Source organism: Wolbachia endosymbiont (group B) of Scrobipalpa ocellatella (assembly GCF_964188425.1).
Taxonomy (GTDB): Bacteria; Pseudomonadota; Alphaproteobacteria; order Rickettsiales; family Anaplasmataceae; genus Wolbachia.
This window is the reverse complement of record NZ_OZ077190.1, coordinates 1-23,407: the sequence shown is the minus strand read 5'-3', so window position 1 is coordinate 23,407 and position 23,407 is coordinate 1. Positions and strand designations below refer to the sequence as shown.

General features: G+C 34.8%; 22 protein-coding genes and 1 pseudogene. 8 read left to right on the top strand and 15 right to left on the bottom strand.

The genetic code is table 11. The features are described from left to right. Positions 1–192: 192 nt before the first annotated feature. The gene (locus AB3210_RS00115; protein WP_010407015.1) at positions 193–723 is read left to right on the top strand and encodes an ankyrin repeat domain-containing protein; all 531 of its coding nucleotides are present in this window, start codon (positions 193–195) and stop codon (positions 721–723) included. A 44-nt stretch (positions 724–767) separates the two neighbouring features. Here AB3210_RS00115 and AB3210_RS00110 read toward each other — a convergent pair whose 3' ends face one another. The 3 genes from AB3210_RS00110 to AB3210_RS00100 all read right to left on the bottom strand — a co-directional run bounded on the left by AB3210_RS00110 (position 768) and on the right by AB3210_RS00100 (position 3,416). Next, positions 768–1,304 (bottom strand): cytochrome c oxidase assembly protein, encoded by a 537-nt coding sequence (locus tag AB3210_RS00110; RefSeq protein WP_010407017.1) that lies wholly within the window; start codon positions 1,302–1,304, stop codon positions 768–770. Continuing rightward, positions 1,305–2,027: a Bax inhibitor-1/YccA family protein gene (locus tag AB3210_RS00105; protein ID WP_007302228.1), complete on the bottom strand. Its 723-nt coding sequence runs from the start codon at positions 2,025–2,027 to the stop codon at positions 1,305–1,307. It abuts the gene before it with no gap. Positions 2,028–2,228: 201 nt separating this feature from the next. Next, entirely contained in the window at positions 2,229–3,416 is a 1,188-nt protein-coding gene (locus tag AB3210_RS00100; RefSeq protein WP_052264797.1) for a cysteine desulfurase family protein, read from the bottom strand. A gap of 135 nt (positions 3,417–3,551) precedes the next feature. On the opposite strand from AB3210_RS00100, the gene AB3210_RS00095 reads away from it, so the two are divergent. Continuing rightward, positions 3,552–4,250 carry an alpha/beta hydrolase gene (locus AB3210_RS00095; RefSeq protein ID WP_007302230.1) on the top strand — a complete coding sequence of 233 codons (699 nt, stop codon included), beginning with the start codon at positions 3,552–3,554 and terminating at the stop codon, positions 4,248–4,250. A 247-nt stretch (positions 4,251–4,497) separates the two neighbouring features. Here AB3210_RS00095 and AB3210_RS00090 read toward each other — a convergent pair whose 3' ends face one another. Both AB3210_RS00090 and AB3210_RS00085 read right to left on the bottom strand, forming a co-directional pair. Next, positions 4,498–5,172 (bottom strand): ABC transporter ATP-binding protein, encoded by a 675-nt coding sequence (locus AB3210_RS00090; protein WP_052264796.1) that lies wholly within the window; start codon positions 5,170–5,172, stop codon positions 4,498–4,500. 26 nt (positions 5,173–5,198) lie between these two features. Beyond that, on the bottom strand, positions 5,199–5,645 hold the full coding sequence (locus tag AB3210_RS00085) for a HesB/IscA family protein (RefSeq protein WP_019236790.1): 447 nt from the start codon (positions 5,643–5,645) through the stop codon (positions 5,199–5,201). A 47-nt stretch (positions 5,646–5,692) separates the two neighbouring features. On the opposite strand from AB3210_RS00085, the gene AB3210_RS00080 reads away from it, so the two are divergent. Both AB3210_RS00080 and ribD read left to right on the top strand, forming a co-directional pair. Further along, the gene (locus AB3210_RS00080; RefSeq protein ID WP_052264795.1) at positions 5,693–6,874 is read left to right on the top strand and encodes a deoxyguanosinetriphosphate triphosphohydrolase; all 1,182 of its coding nucleotides are present in this window, start codon (positions 5,693–5,695) and stop codon (positions 6,872–6,874) included. Further along, positions 6,874–8,082: a bifunctional diaminohydroxyphosphoribosylaminopyrimidine deaminase/5-amino-6-(5-phosphoribosylamino)uracil reductase RibD gene (gene ribD / locus AB3210_RS00075; RefSeq protein WP_096097224.1), complete on the top strand. Its 1,209-nt coding sequence runs from the start codon at positions 6,874–6,876 to the stop codon at positions 8,080–8,082. Before AB3210_RS00080 ends, ribD begins: the two co-directional genes overlap by 1 nt. A gap of 65 nt (positions 8,083–8,147) precedes the next feature. On the opposite strand, the gene AB3210_RS00070 is transcribed toward ribD, so the two are convergent. Then, positions 8,148–8,603 carry a collagen-like protein gene (locus AB3210_RS00070; RefSeq protein WP_230608961.1) on the bottom strand — a complete coding sequence of 152 codons (456 nt, stop codon included), beginning with the start codon at positions 8,601–8,603 and terminating at the stop codon, positions 8,148–8,150. A gap of 133 nt (positions 8,604–8,736) precedes the next feature. Here AB3210_RS00070 and truB point away from each other — a divergent pair, with 133 nt between their 5' ends. Genes truB through pnp form a run of 3 tightly spaced genes read left to right on the top strand, consistent with a single transcriptional unit; the run spans position 8,737 to position 12,369 of the window. Continuing rightward, positions 8,737–9,798: a tRNA pseudouridine(55) synthase TruB gene (truB, locus tag AB3210_RS00065; RefSeq protein ID WP_052264757.1), complete on the top strand. Its 1,062-nt coding sequence runs from the start codon at positions 8,737–8,739 to the stop codon at positions 9,796–9,798. Between the two features lie 7 nt (positions 9,799–9,805). After that, positions 9,806–10,078, top strand: coding sequence for a 30S ribosomal protein S15 (gene rpsO, locus AB3210_RS00060; RefSeq protein WP_007302237.1), 273 nt, complete (start codon positions 9,806–9,808; stop codon positions 10,076–10,078). Between the two features lie 14 nt (positions 10,079–10,092). Continuing rightward, complete coding sequence (gene pnp / locus AB3210_RS00055; protein WP_012481924.1) at positions 10,093–12,369, top strand: polyribonucleotide nucleotidyltransferase; 2,277 nt, start codon at positions 10,093–10,095, stop codon at positions 12,367–12,369. A gap of 100 nt (positions 12,370–12,469) precedes the next feature. Here the strand turns inward: pnp and rpe are convergent, their stop codons facing one another. The 6 genes from rpe to AB3210_RS00025 all read right to left on the bottom strand — a co-directional run bounded on the left by rpe (position 12,470) and on the right by AB3210_RS00025 (position 19,476). Beyond that, a complete protein-coding gene (rpe, locus tag AB3210_RS00050; protein ID WP_007302239.1) occupies positions 12,470–13,144 on the bottom strand; it encodes a ribulose-phosphate 3-epimerase in 675 nt (224 codons plus the stop codon). Between the two features lie 153 nt (positions 13,145–13,297). Beyond that, on the bottom strand, positions 13,298–14,773 hold the full coding sequence (locus AB3210_RS00045) for an N-acetylmuramoyl-L-alanine amidase (protein WP_019236794.1): 1,476 nt from the start codon (positions 14,771–14,773) through the stop codon (positions 13,298–13,300). A 74-nt stretch (positions 14,774–14,847) separates the two neighbouring features. Beyond that, positions 14,848–15,687: an EndoU domain-containing protein gene (locus AB3210_RS00040; RefSeq protein WP_007302241.1), complete on the bottom strand. Its 840-nt coding sequence runs from the start codon at positions 15,685–15,687 to the stop codon at positions 14,848–14,850. 37 nt (positions 15,688–15,724) lie between these two features. Further along, positions 15,725–16,912 carry a phosphoglycerate kinase gene (locus AB3210_RS00035; RefSeq protein WP_179943891.1) on the bottom strand — a complete coding sequence of 396 codons (1,188 nt, stop codon included), beginning with the start codon at positions 16,910–16,912 and terminating at the stop codon, positions 15,725–15,727. 79 nt (positions 16,913–16,991) lie between these two features. Continuing rightward, positions 16,992–18,269: a serine hydroxymethyltransferase gene (glyA, locus tag AB3210_RS00030; protein ID WP_052264755.1), complete on the bottom strand. Its 1,278-nt coding sequence runs from the start codon at positions 18,267–18,269 to the stop codon at positions 16,992–16,994. Beyond that, positions 18,241–19,476 (bottom strand): MFS transporter, encoded by a 1,236-nt coding sequence (locus tag AB3210_RS00025; protein ID WP_007302244.1) that lies wholly within the window; start codon positions 19,474–19,476, stop codon positions 18,241–18,243. Before AB3210_RS00025 ends, glyA begins: the two co-directional genes overlap by 29 nt. A gap of 388 nt (positions 19,477–19,864) precedes the next feature. Between AB3210_RS00025 and AB3210_RS00020 the strand changes: the two genes are divergently transcribed. Next, positions 19,865–20,377, top strand: coding sequence for a hypothetical protein (locus tag AB3210_RS00020; protein ID WP_017531946.1), 513 nt, complete (start codon positions 19,865–19,867; stop codon positions 20,375–20,377). Positions 20,378–20,393: 16 nt separating this feature from the next. Here AB3210_RS00020 and AB3210_RS00015 read toward each other — a convergent pair whose 3' ends face one another. The 3 genes and pseudogenes from AB3210_RS00015 to hemE form a co-directional block, all read right to left on the bottom strand. Continuing rightward, positions 20,394–20,711 carry a DMT family transporter gene (locus tag AB3210_RS00015; protein ID WP_010403511.1) on the bottom strand — a complete coding sequence of 106 codons (318 nt, stop codon included), beginning with the start codon at positions 20,709–20,711 and terminating at the stop codon, positions 20,394–20,396. 48 nt (positions 20,712–20,759) lie between these two features. After that, on the bottom strand, positions 20,760–21,953 hold the full coding sequence (locus tag AB3210_RS00010) for a pyridoxal phosphate-dependent aminotransferase (RefSeq protein WP_052264894.1): 1,194 nt from the start codon (positions 21,951–21,953) through the stop codon (positions 20,760–20,762). A 493-nt stretch (positions 21,954–22,446) separates the two neighbouring features. After that, positions 22,447–23,340, bottom strand: a pseudogene (gene hemE, locus AB3210_RS00005) (uroporphyrinogen decarboxylase); the annotation flags it as partial. Positions 23,341–23,407: the final 67 nt, after the last annotated feature.

Genomic DNA, 23,407 nt, shown 5'->3' with positions numbered 1-23,407 from the left:
ATTGTTAATAGTTTTGAGGCACAAATTATGACAAACAGAGAAACTTGGCTTTATGGTGTTTTATTCAATGTGTTGTGTGAAGTGGATGAAGATGACGATTTAGATACCAATAATAAAAATAAAAGAAAGGTTAAAATGTAAAATGCAAAAATCAGATAAAAAAGGAGACTATTGTAAATATTTATATACTTCTTGGGAAAAAAAGGATTTGATATTAATCACAGATTTGACTTGAAAGATTATGATGGCTTTCCAATAGATAGTCTTTTTTCCATCGCCATTAACTATAAACCGTACACTTTAACAAATCTAGCGCAAGTTTTAATAAAAGCAGGAGCTAATGTGCAAAACGAAAAAGGATATTTACATACCTGTGTTTTGACCCATTCTCCGGACATATTAAAGGCTCTCATAAAAGCGGGAGTGAATGATAGCCCAGATGAAAACTACAATGGAAACACTGCTTTAGAGTGTGTTGCTGAATTATATTGTAAGGATAAGTCAATTGAACGCAAAAATTGCTGTGAGATTCTAATTAAGCATACATTAGAAAAAAATCCCAACATAGAAATACCAGATTCTGTAAAAAATAATAAGGAGTTGGCTCAATGTTGGAATGCTTGTGAAGCAAATAATGAAGGATGGGAATTAGCAACAACGAACACTGAAACACAAGTAGTCAGTGTGCAAAAAGCAAATAAGAGCTCCTGCTCAATTCAATAGATGTATCGTACAACCTTGTTCGGATTACAATAGGAAAAGGTTTGTTATTTAAGCTTAAAAAACGTATATGATAGTGTTATTTCACTTAAATCTTTTGTACTATTGTCACGCATTATTTCAGGGTCTACGTAAAAGGATACGGGCATAGCCGCTTTTTGTTTTGGTAGCAGCATTTGCTCTTCAAAACAAAAGCATGCAACTTTATTGAAATATTTACCTGCTTTAAAAGGTGTGACATTATACACTGCCATTCCAAAAGAAGGCTGATCAGATAAATTTTTTGCATAATAAAATACTAAACTTTGTTGCCCTATATTTGTATCGATGTAGTTAGTTTCTGATTTAAATTCCCAAGGCAGACCTGATATTATATCAGCATTAAGGTGAACCCTGATTTTTTGGTCAGTTGCATTTATTGTTGCATTAGTTACTTTTCTCGTTGTGCCACCATATCCAGTAGCTTTACAAAAGATGCTATACAACGGTACTGAAGCATATGCAAGACACAGCATCAATACCACTAAAGATATTAGGAGGAAAACTATAGAACTTTTATTGTTTCCCCTTAAAAAGGAAATCATCTAATCCTTATTGTTGAACAAGTTAAGTAACCTGAGTAAATTGAGGAATATATTGATGAAGTCAAAGTAAAGATTAGTTGCACCAAGTATTGCCAGCTTAGTAGTTGCAACTTCTGAGCCATCATTATATCTATAATAAACATCTTTGATTCTCTGAGCATCGTATGCGGTCATTAAAGTAAACACTATCACTGATACAAACGATATTGCAAAATAGAGAGGACTGCTTCCAAGAAACAGATTAACTATAGATGCAATGATTAACCCCCAGATTCCCATAATCAAAAAAGAACCCATGCTGGTAAGATCTTTTTTTGTAGTATTACCATATAAAGCCATAGAACCAAACATGATCGATGTAATGAAAAATGCTCTCGCTATATTTTCTGCAGTATAAATTATAAAAATATGAGATAAAGAAATTCCCATTAAAACTGAGAATAGAAAAAATACAGTAAGTGTTGACTGAGCACTTAGGTGTTGAAGCCTAAAAGACATATAAAACACCAATGCAACTGGAGATAGCATTACCACAAGCGATAGAACAGGATTGGAATAAATCACCTGGAAAAGACCAGAAAACACTGTTAAAAACGCAACAAGCCCTGTAACACCTAAAGCTAAAGCCATATAATTGTATACTTTAGTTAGGTAACTCCTGAGTCCAGCACTATAATAAACGCCCTGAGAGCGAATATCCTGTTCGTTTTTCATATAAGACATATGTAACTCCTTATTATCTCTTGATGATATATTATAATACAATACATCGTTTTTATCAAGTATAAAATGACATACTACAATTGAATGGTGTGGTATGCAATTAGAGAATTTCTTCCATAACTATAAGCAAATCGGTTTTCAGCAGCATTTAACTATTATAACAACCTCTGGCAATAGAAATTACTTTCACCATTCCCTCTATCATGATTTAAGGGGAATGGTGAAAGTAGTTTTTGCATTTACTAAAGCATTCTTCTTATAGATACTATACCAACAATCCACTATTTTTTCTATGTCTCGCGGTTTAACCTCCGGACCTATACTGATTCTAATTGAACATTCTGCTTGCTCTTTTGTTGCTCCCATTGCAAGCAAAACATGAGAAGGCCCAACTTTTCCAGAAGAGCATGCAGAACCATTGCTGACTGCAATATTATTTAAGTCAAAATGCATGAGCTGCAGATCATTCTTTACCCTCGGCATATAAATGAAACTTGTATTTGGCAATCTTTTAGAATTTCTGCCAAAGATCTTGATATCACTGACAAGACTTAATAACCCATACTCCAATTGATCACGTAGCTTCTCTACTTCATCCATCTTTGATAGAAGATCTGGAATGTTTTGCAATGCAGCAGAAAGACCTACTATTGCAATAATGTTTTCTGTACCACCACGCAATCCTTTTTCTTGCCCACCACCTATTATAGTAGGTTCTATTACAAGCTTTTTGTCAAATATTAAAACTCCACTACCTGCTATACCACCAAATTTGTGAGCAGATAAAGTAAGTAAATCCACTCCTAAATCTTCCATATTTACTTTGATTTTCCCAACACTTTGAGCAGCGTCAGTGTGACAGATTGCCCCGAATTTATGTGCCATTTTAGCTATTTCCTTAACAGGCTGGATAACTCCAGTTTCGTTATTAGCCATCATCACTGAAATTATTACTTTATTCCCTTCAAGTTCGCTTAGAATTTTTTCTAGCTCTAAAAAGTCAACAATACCCTCTTGATTAACGGGTATTATATGTGGATTATATGCAGAATTAAGAATTGAAGGATGCTCTGTAGCTGAAATTACATGCAGATAGCCTTTCATTCCTCTCATGACGAGGTTGTTTGCTTCAGTTGCACCAGACGTAAAAACTATTTCTTTATCATCTGGAATGCTAAGAGCATCACGTACGTTATCTCTTACCTCTTTAAGAATCTTCCTCGCTTCTTGTCCTCTTTTATGCAGCGATGATGGATTTAGTGTTTGTTTCGACAAAATCTCAAGTATACTTTTTTTTACATTTTTACTCACTGGAGCAGTTGCATTATAATCAGCATACACGCAACTACTTTCTTCCAGAGAGAATAAACTCACAGGCTTATTTGTCACTTACCATTAACCAATTATGTATGTTAACTTTAACACGATAAAAAATTTATTGCAAAAACAGTGAAATTAATACATAATTAATAAATAATTTACATTATCAAGCCCTGTCAAAACAGGTTTTTATTAGGAGCAATCATGGTAGAAGTCTTTTTAAATAATGCAACAAAAAAGATAGAAGGTAGATATCATCAAAGCAAAGATACCAATGCACCAGTTGTGCTAATTTTACATCATCACCCTCAATATGGTGGTAGTATGGATAGTAAGATTATACATACTATATATGAATCTTTTATCGATAATAACTTTTCTGCATTGACAATTAATTTTCGTGGTGTCGGAAAATCTACCGGAACTTTTGATAAGGGTATAGGAGAATTAACTGATGCTGCAGTAGCTATTGATTGGCTTCAGGAGCATAACTCTAACAACGTTCCAATTTGGATAGTCGGTTTTTCTTTTGGAGCATGGGTAGCTATGCAGTTGACAATGCGCCGTCCAGAGATAGTAAGTTTTGTTGCCCTTTCTCTTCCAGCAACTAAGTACGATTTCTCTTTTCTCTCTCCTTGCCCAGTTCCTGGACTTATAATACAAAGTAATAATGATACAATTTCAGAAGAAAGCGATGTAACAGAATTAGCACAAAGGTTAATAAATTCGGTAAAAAATAACCATATGGAATACCATATAGTAGACGATACTAACCACTTTTTAAGGGATAAAGAAGAGGAAGTAGCTCAAATTATAGATAATTATATAAAACTACGCTTAAACAGTGCAGTCACTTCCTCCAAAAAAGTTAAAAAAGAGATAAGGGTAAAAGAATATGCCTAACTTTACAAATGAGAGAAATGAACGTATTAATATAAATAAAAAAAGTCTTGTTATGTTTAGGCAATTATTATTTCTCGTTTTAGCAATGTTTATGCTGTCAGGATGCTTTCTAAGTAAACAGCGTAAGTTAAAGAGTCCGTGTATAAAAAATAATGAAAGCATTTCATGCGAATTATACTCCGTTAATGACCATTGGTTAAATAAGTACAAGTTATAGGTAGCTTTGTATTGTACTTGTTTCTTCCATTTACAGCTTTACTAATGATCGGTTTTTTAACTGAAAAATGTGATCTGCTTTTTCTGCAAGGATATAGTTGTGTGTTACTATAAGCATAGAGCTGTTATTTTCCTTTACATATGAATGTAACAGCAAAAATACATTCAAAGAATTTGTTGGGTCTAAATTTCCCGTTGGCTCATCTGCAAGTAAAAGCTTTGGAGAGTTTACAATGCTTCTTGCAATTGCAACCCTCTGCCTTTCTCCACCAGAAATTTCAGATACCATACTACTTGCTTTATTTTCCAGACCAAATTTTTCTAATATTGCTTGCGATTTTTTTTTTGCTTCAGCTTTGCTTCTTCTTGCAATAAGCTGAGGAAGCATAACGTTTTCCAACACTGATAACTCTTGTAATAAATAGTGAAATTGATAAACAAAGCTAAGAAAATTTCTTCTTACATGAGTTTTATATTTATTGCTGGCTTGCGTGCAATTTACTCCATCTACTGTCACTACACCTAAAGTTGGCTTATCCAATAGGCCTGCAATTTGCAATATAGTTGTTTTTCCTGATCCTGAACTGCCGATCAATGCAACTACTTGCCCTCTTGTAAGACTCAGATTGATATCTTCTACAATAGCAGGACTTTTTTTGAAGCTCTTACTCACAGAAGCTAGCTCTAGTGCTACATCACTGTCCATATTATAAAAAGATCCAGGAGGGAGAATTAGACCGAGAAACTGTTACCACACCCACATCGAGACTTAGCGAGAGCATTCTTGATTTGAAAACCAGAACCACTTAGATCTTCAGTATAATCTATAGTTGAATTATTTAAAAATTTCGCTGAACAATTATCAACCATTAACACAGGGTTTCCATTCTCATCATTAATTACTATATCTTTACCTTTTTCACTAAAACTGGAGTGGCTTCTATAATCCTCGCTATCTTCGTCATCGTCAAAATCGTCGTCTTCATCATCGTCAAAATCGTCACCCAAAGACATCTTCTTATTTATTTGATCCATAAGAAAATTATACTTGAAGCCAGAGCATCCACCACCTGAAACTGCAACCCGCAAAACAGAACTCTCATCTCCTTCCTGTTCTACAAGGGAGTGGATTTTCCTTAATGCATTGTCAGTTAAGCTAATATTGTAATCTGTTGACATAACAACCACCGTTCATTATTGATAACCTATTATAGTAGAAATTTTACATGTCAAACAATAATTTTCTATTAAGTTACGCGTGCTTTCCAAATAAAACAAAAGGAAGAAATTTTAAAGAGCCAGAAGATGAAAATCGCAGCTGCTTTCAGCGTGATAGGGACCGAATTATTCACTCTAATGCGTTTAGGAAACTAGGATACAAAACACAAGTTTTTATCAATTATGAGCATGACTACTATCGCACTCGGCTAACTCATAGCCTTGAAGTTGCACAAATTGCAAGATCCATCGCACGCAGGCTCAGATTAGATGAGGACATCACTGAATGCATAGCGCTTGCACATGACCTTGGTCATCCTCCATTTGGTCACACAGGTGAGGATGCTCTAGTTCAAGTTGATAAGGAGAAGTATAAGTTTGATCATAATGTTCAAGCTATAAGGATTTTAACTTATCTTGAACAAAAACATGCTGACTTTAATGGCATGAATCTAAGTTGGGAAGTGATTGAAGGTGTTGCAAAGCATAACGGTCCCTTGCTTGGTCAAAACGCGGAGTCTTCTACAAATAATCAGCTGCTATTAAAATATAATGAAAAATATGATCTAAAACTTGAGGAATTTTCAAGCATTGAAGCACAAGTTGCTTCAATTGCCGATGATATTGCTTACAGTGTTCACGATCTTGATGATGCACTCAGGGCAAATTTAGTAACCATCGAAGATTTGCTCGATGTTCCTTTAATTGGCAAAATGTTCAAAGAAGTAAAAAGCGAATATTCAGAATTGGCCCAAAGTAAACTCATACATGAATCACTGAGTAAAACTATAGGGATTATGATAAATGATGTCGTTTTTCAGACTGAAAAAAATATTAAAGACTACAAAATAAAAAGCGTAGAAGATGTAAGAGGTCTAAATACAATGCTAGTCACATTTTCACCAGAAGTTGCAAATGCCACAAAAGAGATGAAAAAATTTAACATGGAAAAAATATACAGAAGCTATAAATTGAATAGAACAATGAACAAAGCAAAACGTATAGTACAGGAGCTTTTTCAATGTTTTTATGAAAACCCAGGGTTATTACCTATAGAGTGGAACAAGCTTGCTTGTGAATCTCAGCGTTCAGTAATAATATGTGATTATATCTCAGGTATGACAGATAGATTTGCCATACACGAGCACAGAAGAATTTTTGATACCTCATACGAAATGACTTCTTTCTAATGACTGAAGATTATTTCATGTCGATCGCATTAAAACTTGCAGAAAAAAGTCTTGGAAGTGTTGCACCAAATCCCACTGTTGGATGTGTCATTGTAAAAGACGGTATGGTGATCGGTGAAGGCTACACAGGAATCGGTGGGCGCCCACATGCAGAAGTAGTTGCTTTGCAAAATGCTAAAGATTTAACTCATGGTGCAACTATGTACGTCACTCTTGAACCATGCTGCCACTTTGGAGTTACAGAACCTTGCACTGCAGAAATCATAAAATCAGGAATAAGAAAGGTAGTGATTGCAGCAATTGATCCAGATAGTAGAGTTTCAGGCGGAGGAATTAAAGCTCTGAAAGAAGCAGGAATTGAAGTGAAGCAAGGTATTATGCAGAAAGAAGCAGAGAAGCTGAATGTTGGCTTTTTTACCACCAAGAAACTCCATAGACCATTCATAGCTTGCAAAATCGCAACAACTCTCGATGGAAAAATCGCAACGTTTACAGGTGATAGCAAATGGATAACAAGTGAAGATACGAGAAATTGGATACATGAGCTCAGAGCAAAATATGACGCAATTATGATTGGCAGCAATACCCTTGTTAGTGACGATCCACTCTTAACTTGCAGATTACCAGGACTCGAAAACAGGTCGCCAATAAGGCTAATTATCGATAGCCAAGGGAAATTGCAGGAAGAGCATAATATTGCAAAGACTGCAGATACCTTATATAACCATGATTTAAGCAAAGAGCCAACAGCATACCTTTCGATGTCATTCCAGCGCGTGACGCTGGAATCTAGAAAAAAAGAAGAAGAATGGATCCCAGTGTCACGCACTGGGATGACAGGAGGTTCAACTTGGGTAATTACAAACAATAAAGTAAAGAAAAAAATAAAAAACATTAACTACTTAGTAGTTAATTCAAACAATGCTGGCAAAGTCTGCCTCAAAGACATGGCATCAAAACTTGTTTCAGAAATTGGTATAACAAGGTTATTAGTTGAAGGTGGAGGAGTGTTAATTACAGAGTTATTGAAGCACGATTTAATCGATAGGCTGATAATCTGCCGCAGTGGTAAAATTCTAGGCAATGATGCCACTCCTTTTGTAGGGAATTTAGGAATTCAATCCATCAACAACTGTTACCAATTTAAAAAAGTAGAGATAATAGAGTTCAGTGAGGATGTGGTTGAGTTGTGGGATAAGTCACAGTAGCCTTTATCCACTTGAATAATAGAGATAAAGGAAGAGGTAGAAAATCTACCTCTGGTTATGCTAATTTATTCATCAACTGAAAGGCCAAGTGCATGCTTAAATTGCCGTTTAACACCACCGTCTTCAAGTTTATCAAGCAATGTTTGCACAACTTCATTTTTATCAAAAACTGGTCCTTGTTCACCCTTATCACCTTGTAGGCCTTTCTCACCCTGAGGTCCTTGGTCACCCTTATCGCCTTTTTCACCCTTATCGCCTTTTTCACCCTTAACATTTTCCATTGCATTCATTTGCTGATATGAAGCACAAGCTGCTGCGACAAAATATACAGCGGCAATAAACAGAACTGCAATTCCAGCAGGGCTAGCAATAAGTGCTAAAGATGCAGGTCCAGCAATTACTTTAGTAGCAATCAATAATGTTGTTATTGCTGCTGCTAAAGATGCAGTTGCAACTGTACCTTCAATACCCATTTTTGTTATAGGTGCTATGTTTTTTAGTTTCCATATATTTGTAGTCATAATCACTTCCTCCTAATTAAGGTTTATAAAAAGTTAATTATATATTGAGAATGTAAACTAATCAAGCATTTTTATTAATAACTTGATGTTTTATCTACTTTTTAAATTGTTACTAATTATGTAAGATTGATACATGGTAAATGGCTGGCTGAATCTTGATAAACCAACAGGAATGAGTTCTGCACAAGCTGTAACTCAAATTAAAAGGATTTTTGGAATAAAAAAAGCCGGACATTTGGGAACACTTGATCCTTTGGCTTCAGGTATATTACCGATCGCTCTTGGTGAAGCAACAAAAACTATACCGTATTTATCTTGTGACTTAAAGGCATACAATTTCACAATAAAATGGGGAAAACAAACAACTACGGATGATTTGGGTGGTGATATCATTAGAACTAGCGATATAAAACCCGAATATAACCAAATAAACTGTGCGATTAAGGATTTTATTGGTGAGATAACACAAACTCCTCCTCAATTTTCAGCAGTGAAAATCAAGGGAGCAAGAGCATATAAATTAGCAAGAAGTGGGCAAAAGGTAAATATAAAGCCCCGGCAAGTCAAAATACATGAACTGAAGCTGATATTCTTGGACACTATAAATAATAGTGCTGATTTTTCTATGATCTGCGGTAGCGGTGTATATGTAAGATCAATTGCAAGAGATCTTGGAGTCACATTAAATTGCTTTGGACACATTACAAAATTAAGAAGAACGATGGTAGGTGATTTTAAGGAAGATGAATCAGTGACAATTGAGCAACTTACTAAAAAAAACACAACAACTTACTCTCCCCAGTGCTTGACACTGGATACAAATACTTACAAATCATGTAATGGACAAAAGATTCTAGGAGCATATGTCAAAAACAATGTTCGTGATGCAATAAGCTTGATCCCAGTGCTTGACACTGGGATGACATCGGAGGGTGGGATGACAGAAGATGATGGAGGTAATACAAAAGGCTTCATCATTCCCATTGAATCGGCTTTAAAATCGATGTTCAAAGTTGAAATTTCCTTAGAGGAAGCGGAGAAAATCAGAAAAGGTCAAGAAATTATATTAAATAACTTGCGTAATTTAAAGAATTATGATATTTTTTGTACGATAGTGGGTAATGTACCTATTGCAATTTGCAGTTTTACTCATGGTTATGTGAAGCCTATTCGTGTTTTTAATATTTTGAAATGAGGTTTAGATGTCAATAACATCCCAAAAGAAAAAAAGTTTGATTAGTACATATGCAATTAAAGAAGATGATACAGGTTCATCTTTTGTACAGTGTGCAATTTTAACCGAGAGGATCAGTAATTTAACTGAGCATTTTAAAGCGCATAAGCATGACCATAATTCTAAGCGCGGTTTACTTATATTGATAGGTAGAAGGCGCAAGCACTTAAATTATATAAAACGTAAATTTGGTAATGAAGCCTATCAAGAGTTAATAGAGAAGTTAGGCATTAGAAAATAATCGAGGAATTTTGTATGTTTGAAATTATAAAAAAATCTATAGATTGGGAGGGGCGTACCTTATCTTTAGAAACTGGGAAAATAGCACGTCAAGCTGATGGTTCAGTAGTTGTAAATTATGGAGATACTTCTATCTTAGTCACTGTTGTACGAAAAAAGAAGGAAGAAAGTGTTGATTTTCTCCCTTTAAATGTGCAGTTTATTGCAAAAAGTTATGCCATGGGTAAGATTCCTGGTGGTTTTTTTAAAAGAGAAGGAAAACCATCTGATAGAGAAACTTTAATTTCAAGAGTAATAGATAGAAGTATAAGGCCGTTATTTCCTGAAGGTTTTCATGATGAAATTAGTGTAGTATGTAATCTGTTAACTTACGATACGGTCAATTCTCCTGAAGTACCAGCATTGATAGGTACCGTCGCAGCTCTTGCAATTTCTGGTGTTCCTTTCCACTTTACTATAGCTGGAGTCATGGTCGGTTGTGATGAAAATAACAATTATATACTCAATCCTTCCGTTCAAGAGATGAAAGCGAGCAACTTGGATCTGTTTTTGTCTGGTGATGAAAATTCGATCTTAATGGTCGAATCGGAAGTCAAAGAGCTCTCTGAAGAAAATGTTTTAAACGCAATAAAATTTGGTCATGAACACCTTCAACCTGTTATTAAGCTCATAAAAGAATTTGCTGATACAGTTGGCAATAAACCTGAAAGCTTTGCTCCTGTTGATATATCAGATATAACTCAAGAACTTGAAAAATATCGAAAAGACTTTGAAGAAGCATATTCAAAAACAGTAAAACAAGAGCGAGTCCAAGCTCTAGAAGTAGTCAGGAATAATATATTGAATACTCTTAAAGAGGCTGGAAAAGACGAAAAGTTAATTACTTATGCAGTAAAAAGCTTTGAAAGATCTTTAGTGCGTGAAATGATTAGAAGGAAAAGTGTGAGAATAGACAGCCGTAAGTATGATGAAATACGCCAGATAGAAATTGAGGCTGACATTCTACCCAAGACTCACGGTTCTGCGCTATTTACAAGGGGTAGCACTCAGGCACTAGTTGTTACTGCTCTTGGTACTACACAAGATGAGCAAATTGTGGATGACATTGAAGGGGATAGACGTGAACATTTTATGTTGCATTATAATTTTCCTCCATTTGCTGTTGGAGAGGCTTCTGCTATACGCGCACCAGGAAGGAGAGAAATTGGTCATGGTAAACTTGCTTGGAAAGCAATTCATCCTGTTTTACCTGATAAATCTGAATTTCCTTATACAATAAGGGTAGTATCTGAGATTATGGAATCTGATGGTTCTTCTTCTATGGCAACAGTTTGTGGAACTTCCATTGCATTAATGGATACAGGTGTGCCAATAAAGGCTCCCGTTGCAGGAATTGCTATGGGTCTCATCAAAGACAAAAATGAGCATATAATACTTTCTGATATACTGGGCGATGAAGACTATCTTGGTGATATGGACTTCAAAGTAGCAGGAACTAGCGAAGGGATTACAGCACTGCAGATGGATATGAAAATTCCTGGTATAAGCTTTGAAATTGTTGAAAAATCTTTAGAACAAGCAAAAGTCGGAAGATTACATATCTTAGAAAAAATGAATGCAGTAATTTCAGAACATCGTAAGGATATAAAAGATCATGTACCAAGAGTGTTATCGTTTTATATAGATAAAGATAAAATTTCTGCAGCTATTGGTACTAAAGGAAAAAATATACGCAGTGTATGTGAAAGAAGTAATGCAAAAATTGAAATAGGGGATGACGGTAAAGTTTCTGTTTTTGCCATTAGTAGTACTGAAGCTGAAGCTGCAAAGAATATGATGATTGATTCAATAACAGAGCTAGAACAAGGTTCTATAATTGATGCTAAAGTTGTAAAGATAGAGAAGTCTATTGTAGAGCTAGAACTTCTTAATGGAAGAAAAGGAAAAATGCATATAAGCGAGGTAGCTAATCAACATGTAGAGTCCATTGAGGATATACTTAAACAGGGTGATACCTTCAAAGCTTTGATAATTGACTTTGAAAAAGGTGGATGTCCAAAATTATCAAGACGTCGTGTTGATCAAGAAACAGGTGAATTTTTTGAAGGTAAGCTTTACAATGAAGAAAGGAGAGATGGTTTAAATAATAGGGATAATTATTATAACAACTCGTTTAATAAAAAACCTGAAGATAATTATCATAGTAATAGACCTACTCGTCCTCGTTCTGGTTTTAGTAATAGAAGCAGACCAAAATTTGGTAATAATGACTCGTCATCAGGTTTCTATTGAGGTTGAACTTACTTTCTATTATCTCAGTGTCGAAACACTGGGATAATAGGAATTTTTAAAACTGACAAGATAACAAAAATGGTTTGTGTTATCTGTAGGGTTATAACGAAAGATTTTTAAGATCGTTTACAGCCTTTTTCATGTCTTCAGCTTTAAATATTGCTGATCCAGCAACTAATATATTTGCACCTGCTTTTATTATATCAGCTGCGTTAGAAAAGTTAACTCCACCATCTACTGAAACTTGTGTTTTAAGATTACGGTCCTGTATCATTTTCCTCACAGTAGATATCTTACTCAACTGCGAATGAATAAACTCCTGTCCTCCAAATCCAGGATTGACTGTCATAATTAGCACAATATCTAGCTCATCTATTATATACTCAAGCACGCTTGGAGAAGTTGAAGGAACAATTGAAGCTCCAACTTGTATTATTTTTTTTGTATTGTTTTTATATGATTTTATCTTTCTTACTAGCCTCTCAAGATGTATCTCTGCTTCTGCATGTATAGTGATAATATCAGCACCAGCATTTATAAAACTTTCAATATGGTCACCAGGAGATTTAATCATTAAGTGCACATCAAAAGGAAGGTTGCTATATTTACGTATCGCATAGATAACATTCGGACCTATTGTAATATTTGGAACAAAATTTCCATCCATAACGTCTATGTGTATATAATCTACATTCAAGTCGCTAATTCTTTTTACTTCCTCCCCTAATTTTGCAAAGTCTGCTGAAAGTATAGAAGGTGCAATTTTAATACCCATAGACTACTTTTTACCAAAAATAAAAAAAGTAACTTATTTTTTAAACTCTGTCATCCCAATACTATATTAATCTCATTTAGAAATTTTTGTATACTTCCAGATGCATGTGCCTTTATTTTTCTCTGCCCATGCATCTGGTCATTGTAATACTCATTAGACTTCTTTCTTCGCCTTTTCTAAATATTCCAACACAGTTTCATGTAGCGCAGTCCAAGACATTTGCCTTTCCATATTCGGTATAAATTTTTGTTTCCAAGTGTCCTTAAATTCTTGAAACCATTGCTTTTCAAAATTTTGGAAATCAGATAAAATTTTCGACCTAAACTCATTAATCAAATTCGAGACTTCTATAGCCTTTTCAGGGCTTATAGACTTAAAAGATAATATTTCATTCTTTAAAATATCTAGCTTTTCAAATGAATTAAGTCTAAATGGAATATAAAGTGAAGATCTTATATTGTATCTTAGATAAGAGTCATAATATAGCTTAATCTTGTACATGAGCATAGCAAATGCATCAGAAGAAATATTATTTTCATATTCTGCAAGAGAAGATAATAAATGCTTATAATCCTCTTCATTCAAAAATGGTGGCTTTAAGCTTAATTGAGTTTTATCACTTAAAGATAAGAATTCACTAAAAATAAGATTTCTATACTTAACTAAAAATTCAGGCAAAATATCTTCTTGTTCTAATTTTAGAGGCAAGTCTTTTCTAATCTCTTTCGGCAAGTGGTGCATTGAAAACTGATTGATAACCCACGCAAAATTTTCATCAAACTCATTTGAGTAATTAGCATTATTGTCAGGAAAAATCATATTACCTTCCCTATCATTCCAAGGCAGTATTTTATAAAAAAAACCGTTTAACCTTTTTTTTAATTTCAAAATATTTTCACTCTTATCACCTACCTTATACAAAACCTCATTTACTTTTTGTTCTGCGTCTTGAGGACTGATTCTATCACCTATATGCAATCCAATACCACTTTTCTCTAATAACTCCCAATCAAATAACTTATGTGGATCAGGCTTACGCATTGCGTAACCTTCAATTGCTGAGTTGTACACTATAGTGCCTATCTCAGCGTGACTAAATATCATATCTTTTCTAATCTTAAAGCGCTTCATGAGGTACAAAATCAGATCTTTGACAGATTTCATTTGCTCTTCTGGAAAAGGCTCAAGCCCTGTGTTTACAATCTCTATACCTATAGAATAATCATTCAGTTTTCGTAGCTCTTCAACCACATTATCTACTCGAACTTTCGCATAACTTATACCAGCATGCCATGCTCGTTTTTCAAGTGGAACCATCAGAGTAATGCTACCATCTCTATCAACAATAAGCTGTACTGATATCCCTGAAGAATTTAATGCGTATTTTGTACTTTTTAATGTTGGTGATTCGGTATGGTGCACCACCACCATCAACACTTTTTTGCCTTCTCTATCATCATAATTTAAACTCGGTGCAGGATCTAAAAATATTGGATTTTTTAATGATGTTTTCAAATCTTGAAAATCGTTCTCAATATCACTTAAACAAGATTGTTGTCCATATAAAAGAGGCGCTACAAGCAGCAACAGAAATAAAACAGACAAACATTTTTTTACTATAAGTTTCATGTAGCTCTACAAATTGCCCTTAATATAACTAAATTAGCATAACACACATAAAATGTTTACTTTTTTTCAGCCAATCAAGACTTGCTACAGCTACAATTAATACTCTTATCATTACATTTTGGTGTTAAGTCAGGATAGAATGTGAGTATAGCGTCTTTCTTTCTCACAAACACTGATTGATAATTGTCATCTTCCATTTTATACAGACACATTCCATCTTTTCCCAGCTCCTTAAACGCCTTAGTTGCAGAAACTAAAATATCATCAGCATGAAGGTTATACGCGTACCCACTTGGGCACTTAACTTTCACTTCTCCATCCTTACCTAGATATTTCATTCCAAATGTGTAAACAGGTGGCTTAATATCTAATTTATTGCACAGAGATTCATTATCCCAAATCGCACCCGCCCACTTATTTTCTTGAGCCTCAACATATCTACCTACAAAATGCATACCACCTAGCCCCAATCTATCTGGTTCACCACAAAAAATATGCCCAAACCCTATAGTTTCTTTTTCAGTTCCGCTATTTGTAAACCAAATCTTAGTCAATTCATCTTTAAACAACCCCAAGTCTGCACTAGGTGTAATCACCTGATGATCAAGCTTATCGTATATCCTTTTCACCACTTCTTGATGCTGCGGACAATCAAGCAAAATTCTGAAATCTTCTTCATCAGGCTGTGTTCCCCAATCTCCACAAACCCTTAACACTCCTCTATCAAAATCAGTCAACTCTGGAAGTGGTGGAATATAGTCTGGATCTGAAGAATCTGTTTTGAAAAACGGCTCAAAGCCAATTTGTGAATTTGCATCATTGAGATAATGCTCCTTAATGTAAAAAACAAATCCTATTACTGGTATTATTAAGCACAAGATTAACTTAGCTATTTTCGACATAATCATATTCATAAAGAAGCTAGGGTATAAGCAACAACTTAAAAAAGTTTTAATCTAATGTTGATCGCAGTCCTGGCATCTCATCACCACTTAGCCAACTTAAAAACGCTCCCCCACCAGTTGAAATATATGTAAAATCTTTATCGGCAAGACCTGCAGTATTTATTGCAGATAGACTATCTCCTCCTCCTATTACACTGGTTAATTTTCCTTCGTGTGTCAAATCACTTACTACTCTCATCACCTCTACTGTACCATTTGCAAAAGCTGAATGTTCAAAAACACCAATAGGTCCGTTCCACAGCAGAGTTTTACTGCTTGCTATTATACCGCTTATTGTGCTTAAAGTTTGAGGTCCGATATCTAAAATTATATCACCGTCCAAAATGGATTCAATTTTTCTTAAAACGCCAGTGCTATAATCAGAATTTACTGCAACCAAAACGTCTTCTGGCACAACTATTTTGCAATTGTTTTTATTTGCCGTCTCAACAATATCGTGCAGAAGATCATCAACGCCATTTTGAAAAAAAGACTTGCCTATATTAACTTTATTAAATAACAAAAAATTATTAGCAATTGCGCCGCCCAGAATAAGGTAATCAACCTTTTCTGCTAGTTTTATAAGCATTTTTATTTTAGTGGATATTTTAGCTCCACCAACTATCGCAGTAATAGGTTTAGCGTTAAACGATATGGCTTGTTCAAGATACTTTAGCTCATCTTGCAAGCAGAATCCCGCGTAGGAAGGTAAAAATTCTGTGATGCGTGAAATAGAAGCATGAGCTCTGTGAGAGCAAGAAAACGCATCATTGACATATATATCTGCTAGAGATGCTAATTGTTTAGCAAAACTTGAGTCATTCTGTTCTTCTTCTTTATAGAATCTAAGATTCTCTAGTAATATTATATCTCCTCTATCTATCGCATTTATTGCTCTTTGTACTCTCTCACCAATACAATCATCAATAAATTTCACTTCTTTACTCAGCAGCTGCGATAAAGTTTCGACTACGTTTTTTAGCGATAGGTTACTGTCTTTTGCTTTTGGACGCCCAAAATGTGAGATAATAATAACTTTTGCACCTGCATTTGCTAAATATTGAATGGTAGGTAGAGCTCTCAAAATACGAGTGGTATCACAAATTCTTTCATTTTTTATAGGAACATTGAAGTCGACCCTGAGCAGAACATTTTTATTGTGAAAATCACAACTCTCTATGCTAGGTACATTTATCATAAAATTAAAGAGCTATAAAATCACTATACAATAGTTTAATCCAAAGTAAAGGAAGGAAATTCCAATGCTAAATAAATTAATAAATAGGAAAATTACTACAAATACTTTCAACTTTATTTTTCACTGCTTTTTCAACATCAGGGCTATTTCCATCAATTAATCCCTGAATTACTTCATTTATTAGATTAGCTACTTCTCTAAAATCTTCTTTCTCAAGTCCGCGTGTTGTCTCAGCAGCGGTACCAAAACGGAGCCCTGAAGTAATGGTTGGTTTTTCTGTGTCAAACGGCACGGAGTTTTTATTGCAGGTAATGCCAGCTCTCTCAAGGCTATTTACAACGTCTTTTCCCTTCAACTTCTGTGATCTTAAATCAACTAGCACTATATGAGAGTCAGTGCCACCGGTTATAATGTTCAGCCCATGCCCTTGCAGCGCTTGAGCTAACACTTTCGCATTTTCTACAACTTTTTTACTATAAGTTTTAAACTCTGGCGCTAATGCTTCCTTAAATGCAACAGCTTTTGCAGCTATCACATGCATAAGTGGCCCACCTTGCAATCCTGGAAAAACTGCAGACTGAATTTTTTTATGTAACGCTTCATCATTTGTCATTACCACTCCACCACGAGGACCACGTAGAGTCTTGTGAGTTGTAGAAGTTATAATATGCGCATATTCAGCAGGTGATGGGTAACAACCTGCAGCAATAAGCCCTGAATAGTGAGCAATATCTGCAAGCAGATATGCACCAACTTTATTCGCAATTTCACGAAAGCGCTCGAAATCTATTTTTCTTGGATAAGCAGAAGCACCAGCAATAATTAATTTTGGTTTATGCTCCAGCGCTAGCCTTTCCACCTCATCCATATCAAGCAGGTAAGTGTCTCTATTAACTGTATACTGAATCGACTTAAACCACTTACCAGAAAGGTTTGGTGCTGCACCATGAGTTAAATGTCCACCGCAGTTCAGTGACAATCCAAGTATTGTATCACCCGGAGTAAGTAGTGAAGCAAACACTGCTTGATTTGCCTGAGAACCAGAGTGAGGTTGAACATTTGCAAATTTAACATTAAACAGCTTACAAAGCCTTTCTATAGCCAGATTTTCAACTTCATCTACATACTCACAGCCACAGTAATATCTTTTACCAGGATAACCTTCTGCATATTTATTAGTCAGAAAAGAACCCTGTGCTTCCATCACTGCTTTACTTGCAAAATTCTCCGATGCAATCAATTGCAACTGCGATCTTTGACGCTGCAGTTCCTTCTCTATAGAGAGATAAACTTCATTATCACAAGACTTTAAATTATTTTCAGAGTTACAAATCCTTTCTGAAGCAATTGTCATAAGACCTTTTCCTTAACCACATAAATCCAAAAACAGCCAAAAGCAAACATACAGGAATAATTGATATTGCTTTTACTAGTAACTCAGTACCATACACAGGATTTCCTTGTATTACCGTTCCATTCCAACATAAGTCTATTATTTTTGCAATTCCAGTATGAAAAAAATAGCCAAAAACCATAACTATCATGTTTGATACAGCTGTGGCTAAGCCTACCAAGTTATTGTTTACATAACTTATTGCCTTGTAAATAGTAATTACCTGATACCCAGATGCAAAGCCGATAACAAGAAGTGTAGGTAATGCAATATATAAACCGCCAAATTGTGTAAAAAGCAAGAGGAAGCTAGCGATCATTGCAAAAGAACACGCAATAATCACCTCGTAATGTTTGTCTGGATACTTCTCCAGTAAATAAGCGAGAAAGAATGATCCAGCTCCCATACCTATAAACATGAGAGAGGAAAGTGAAGATGCCAAATCTCCGGTCATTTGATATGCTTCACATAAGAACGCTTTTGCCCAACCATCAGCAAAACCTTCTAGTGGCCCAACCATCAAGCCCCCAAAAAAGCTGATTAGAATGATATGTTTATTGAAAAGTACAGTTTTTAAATCTTGAAGTATGTTGTCATTTCTACTCTCCTCTATGTTAGAATTTGGCGTTATTAAGAATAAAAGTAGGGCGAGCAAGCAACCAAACGCTGAGAAAGTGTATATAACATAATTCCAACCAAATTTATTGAGCAAGAAGTCTAGAGGTAATCCACCATAAATAGCTCCCAGTAACCCTATTATTATAGATAAGCTAGCCATCCTTGCTGATTTTTCTTGTGAAAAATACATGCTTGCAACTTTGAAAAGCCCAATTGCTGAAGCAGATGACCCAACTCCAACAATCATTCTACCAAGTATTGAGTAATACCACTGATCAAAGCATATTAGCGGCAATGTTCCAGCAAATGTTAAGACAATACACGCAGGTAAAACAAACTTTGGCCCAAATCTATCAAGGGCAAGACCAACAGGTATGTGAGCAAGCGTATAGCCTATATAATATAGCCCACCAAATTGACCAACATCTGTAATACTTATGTTAAATTTTGTTATTAATTCAGGCGCGATTATATTTGGAATTACACGCAATATATACTGGTATGCATAAAATAGTGATGCTAGCAACCATATGAAAAAGTTTCTCTGCAATCCTAATATTACCTAAAAAACAGAATTATAGGTATTTTATCAGCAAGGAGCAACACTTTTGTAAATAGCTACTCTAATCCGAGTATCTTTCTTAAAAGAGACCTTTTAGCATATCTATAACTGGTTCATGGATAAGGTATATGAAAAAAATTATACCACAGATGATAAGGATTTTTATAATTTTACCCTTGTTCATCTTAAGCTTTATTTTTTTTACTATAAGTTTTAGTTTTGTTACAAAATTCATTTTACTTACGCTTTTATTTCGTGATACCGATTATACTTTAAATAATATAATTTTTAATGAAATTCAGTATCAGAAACGCTGTAGTTAACTAAATATTAACCTTTTTGTGTGTAAAATATAATATAAAAGCAAGGTGAGTGAATGAACATAGGTACAATAGACAATACGCTACAAAACTACATAACAAAATACATTGAACAAACATTTGCCGCACACACAGGCAATAGATACGACAAGTTATACAGGGAACTTTTAAGTAGCACAGAAGAAATAATAAAACTTACTGTAAACGAAGCAAAACAATATGATAAAAGCCTAGAAGAACTACATAACAATTCAATATTTCACGATAAGAAATTTATTCAAGCTGTTGCTAAACACCAGATATTAGAATTTCTGAATACTCATCCAAAGAAGAAAGAAATCGTTGCAGAATTTAAAAATGAACATCATATCAACGAAAGCGATTTAAAAATTTTAAAGGAAGGAAAAGATTTAATGAATAAAATAAACGATATTAACTTAATTCAACAAAATGAGAAAAATGAAACATTGAACATCAGAAAGGTACTTGCTAAATCAATAGGAATGCCCTCTTCAAGAACCGAAAAATCCAAGGCAACTTTAGTAGAAAGTCCTGAGATGGTAAAATAGACGTACTTAACTTTTCCTAATTGGAAAATACTTTTAATCCTATAATACCCAGCACTACCAAAGCAAGGGAAAATAAACGCCCAAAATTTACTGGGTCATTAAAAAACATTATTCCTATTATCGCTGCACCTATAGAGCCTATACCAGTCCAAACTGCATAAGATGTTCCAAGGGGGATAGACTTCATTGCTAACGATAGCCAGTAAAGACTTACAGAACCGCTAACTAAAATAATTACTACAGGTATAACACGAGTAAAGCCATTGCTATATTTCAGTGCTGTGGTCCATATTATTTCAACCAAACCAGCTAATAGCAAATATACCCACGCCATAAATCAACTCTATCTTACTGAAATATTATACATAAGAATATTAAAAAGTTAACTTAGCATTTCACATGCTTTAATAATACTATTACATCCAATTTCTAATTGTTCCTGAGAGGTTGCATAAGAAATTCTGATAAAATTTTTCAGACCAAACGCAATTCCTGGAACAACAGCAACTAAATGGTCTTCCAACAAATATTCAGCAAAATCAAGATCACTATTTATTACTTTACCACTTTTCGTGCTCTTACCCAATAAACCTTCACATGCGACAAACAAATAGAATGCACCTTGTGGAATAGATGCTGACAATCCTGAAGCAGAATTTAGCTTTTTTACTACAAAATCTCTACGATCCTTAAAGATTTTTGTTCTTTCTTTCAAAAAACTATGATCACCGTTTAACGCTTCAACTGCTGCTGCTTGTGCTATTGAATTTGGGTTAGAAGTACTTTGAGACTGCAGTGTAGAAATAGCTTTTACTATATCACTCCTACCTGCAATATAACCTATTCTCCAGCCAGTCATTGCATAGGCTTTTGATACTCCATTGACCACAAAAACTCTATCATAAAGTTTTGGCTCAACCTGAGCAATGGTAAAAAACTTTTCGTCGTATACTATGTGCTCATAAATATCATCTGTAACAACATTCACATGTGGATGTTTAAGCAATACTTGCGCTATGCTTTTCAATTCATCATATGTATAGACAATTCCTGCTGGATTATTTGGTGAGTTGAGAATTAACCACTTAGTTTTCTCAGTTATATTGCTTTCCAGTAACTCCGGTATCAGCTTAAAGTTTTGTTTGCACCCTACAACAACTGGCAGTCCGCCAAAAAGACTTACCATATCAACATATGAAACCCAATAAGGAGCTGGTATTATAGCTTCATCCCCAGGGTTAATTGTTGCCATGAACAAATTGAATAACACCTGCTTAGCACCAGCACCAACACAGATTTGGCTAAGTGTGTATTCTAGAATGTTATCCCTTTTTAACTTATTGATTATCGCCTCTTTAAGCTCACGCGTTCCATCAACAGCAGTATATTTAGTTTTGCCTTCATTTATCGATTGAATAGCTGCCTTTTTTATATGATCTGGAGTGTCAAAATCCGGCTCTCCCGCAGCTAAAACGCAAATTTTCTTTCCTTCGCTTTTTAATCTGTTTGCCTTATCGGTCACAGCGATTGTAGGCGATGGTTTTATCAGAGACATCCTCTTTGCAAGGTCTGACATAATCTCACTAAAGTTAAATAAAAATGATAAACTCTACACAACAAAAAAGCTAGAAGTTTTATTATTTTACATAAAGGTTGGTATTTTTGTACTCTTAAATATATTAACTATAGATATTAAAAAGCTTAATAAATTTAAAAAGGCAAATAAATCCCCGTATAGCGAGTTTTGACCCTATAATAATGTAAATTGGCATTGTAATAATGTGCTAACGCTTAAAATAAGCGCGATTTGGCTGAATGTAGAAAAAATAAAAAAGACATGCAGCCGCTATAATTTTTTGTAACCTGCCAATAGATATCTGAGTTTTTTTACTGAATTTTGTCGTTGAGCCCAAAAACAAGGATAAATACTCTTATTGCCATAATAAGGAAAGTGTAAAGATTTGTCAAGTAAGGTTTTCATTCCACCCTCATAAAGGCTTTTCATACAAGAGTTTTAGTAGTTTCTTACTAGGTCCACTAATGCAGCAATATTTTCAACCGGAGTATCAGGAAGCACTCCATGTCCAAGATTAAATATAAAAGGTAACCCTCTAAAACAATCTATTATACGCTTTGCTTCTTCAATTGCTTCTGCCTTATTGTAGGCCAAAAGACTAGGATTAAGGTTCCCTTGCAGAGGAATTTTTAGATTTGCTTTCGCCCATTCTATTGGAACATTATAATCTATACTTACTGCAGATACACCTGTTTTCTCATAGTAATCCTTATAAAGATTTCCAGCAGAGCGTGGAAAACCTATTATAGGAAAATCAGGAAACTTATTCTTTATTGCTGAAACAATTTCCTTTGTTGGCTTGATTACATACCTTTCAAACAGTTCTCCCTGCAATATACCAGCATTGCTGTCGAATAACTGAATAACATCTGCTCCAAACTCTATCTGTTTGATTAGATAAATAATTGTCGCTTCTGTTATTTTTTTAATTACTTCTTCTAGTTCTAGGGAACAGAAATGTAATACTTTAGAAAAAGTTTTACTACTACCACCCTCTATGATGTAGGAAGCTACCGTCCACGGCCCTCCAGCAAAGCCTATAAGGGACTTTTCCTCTGATAATTGGCTTCTTACTTTCCTGATGGCATTTAAGATTGGAAAGGTTTTAGTTTCAAATTCTTGTGAATTTTTTAACTCCTCAGAGCTTTTCACAGGTTTTATTATTGGACCCACACCGCGAACAAAATTCACATCACAACCTAAAACGTCAGCTATTATTAAAATGTCTGAAAAAATTATGGCTGCGTCCATATCAAATCTTTTTATTGGCTGTAGCGTCAGCTCTACCACTAAATCTATGCTATAGCATATCTCCATGAAATTACTCGTTTTTTCTACGGCTTTGCGATACTCAGGAAGAGATCTACCAGCCTGGCGCATTAACCAAATAGGTACTTTTTCATTTGGCTTATTCTGCTTAATAATTCTTACTATCGCTGGTTTGTTGCTTTCCA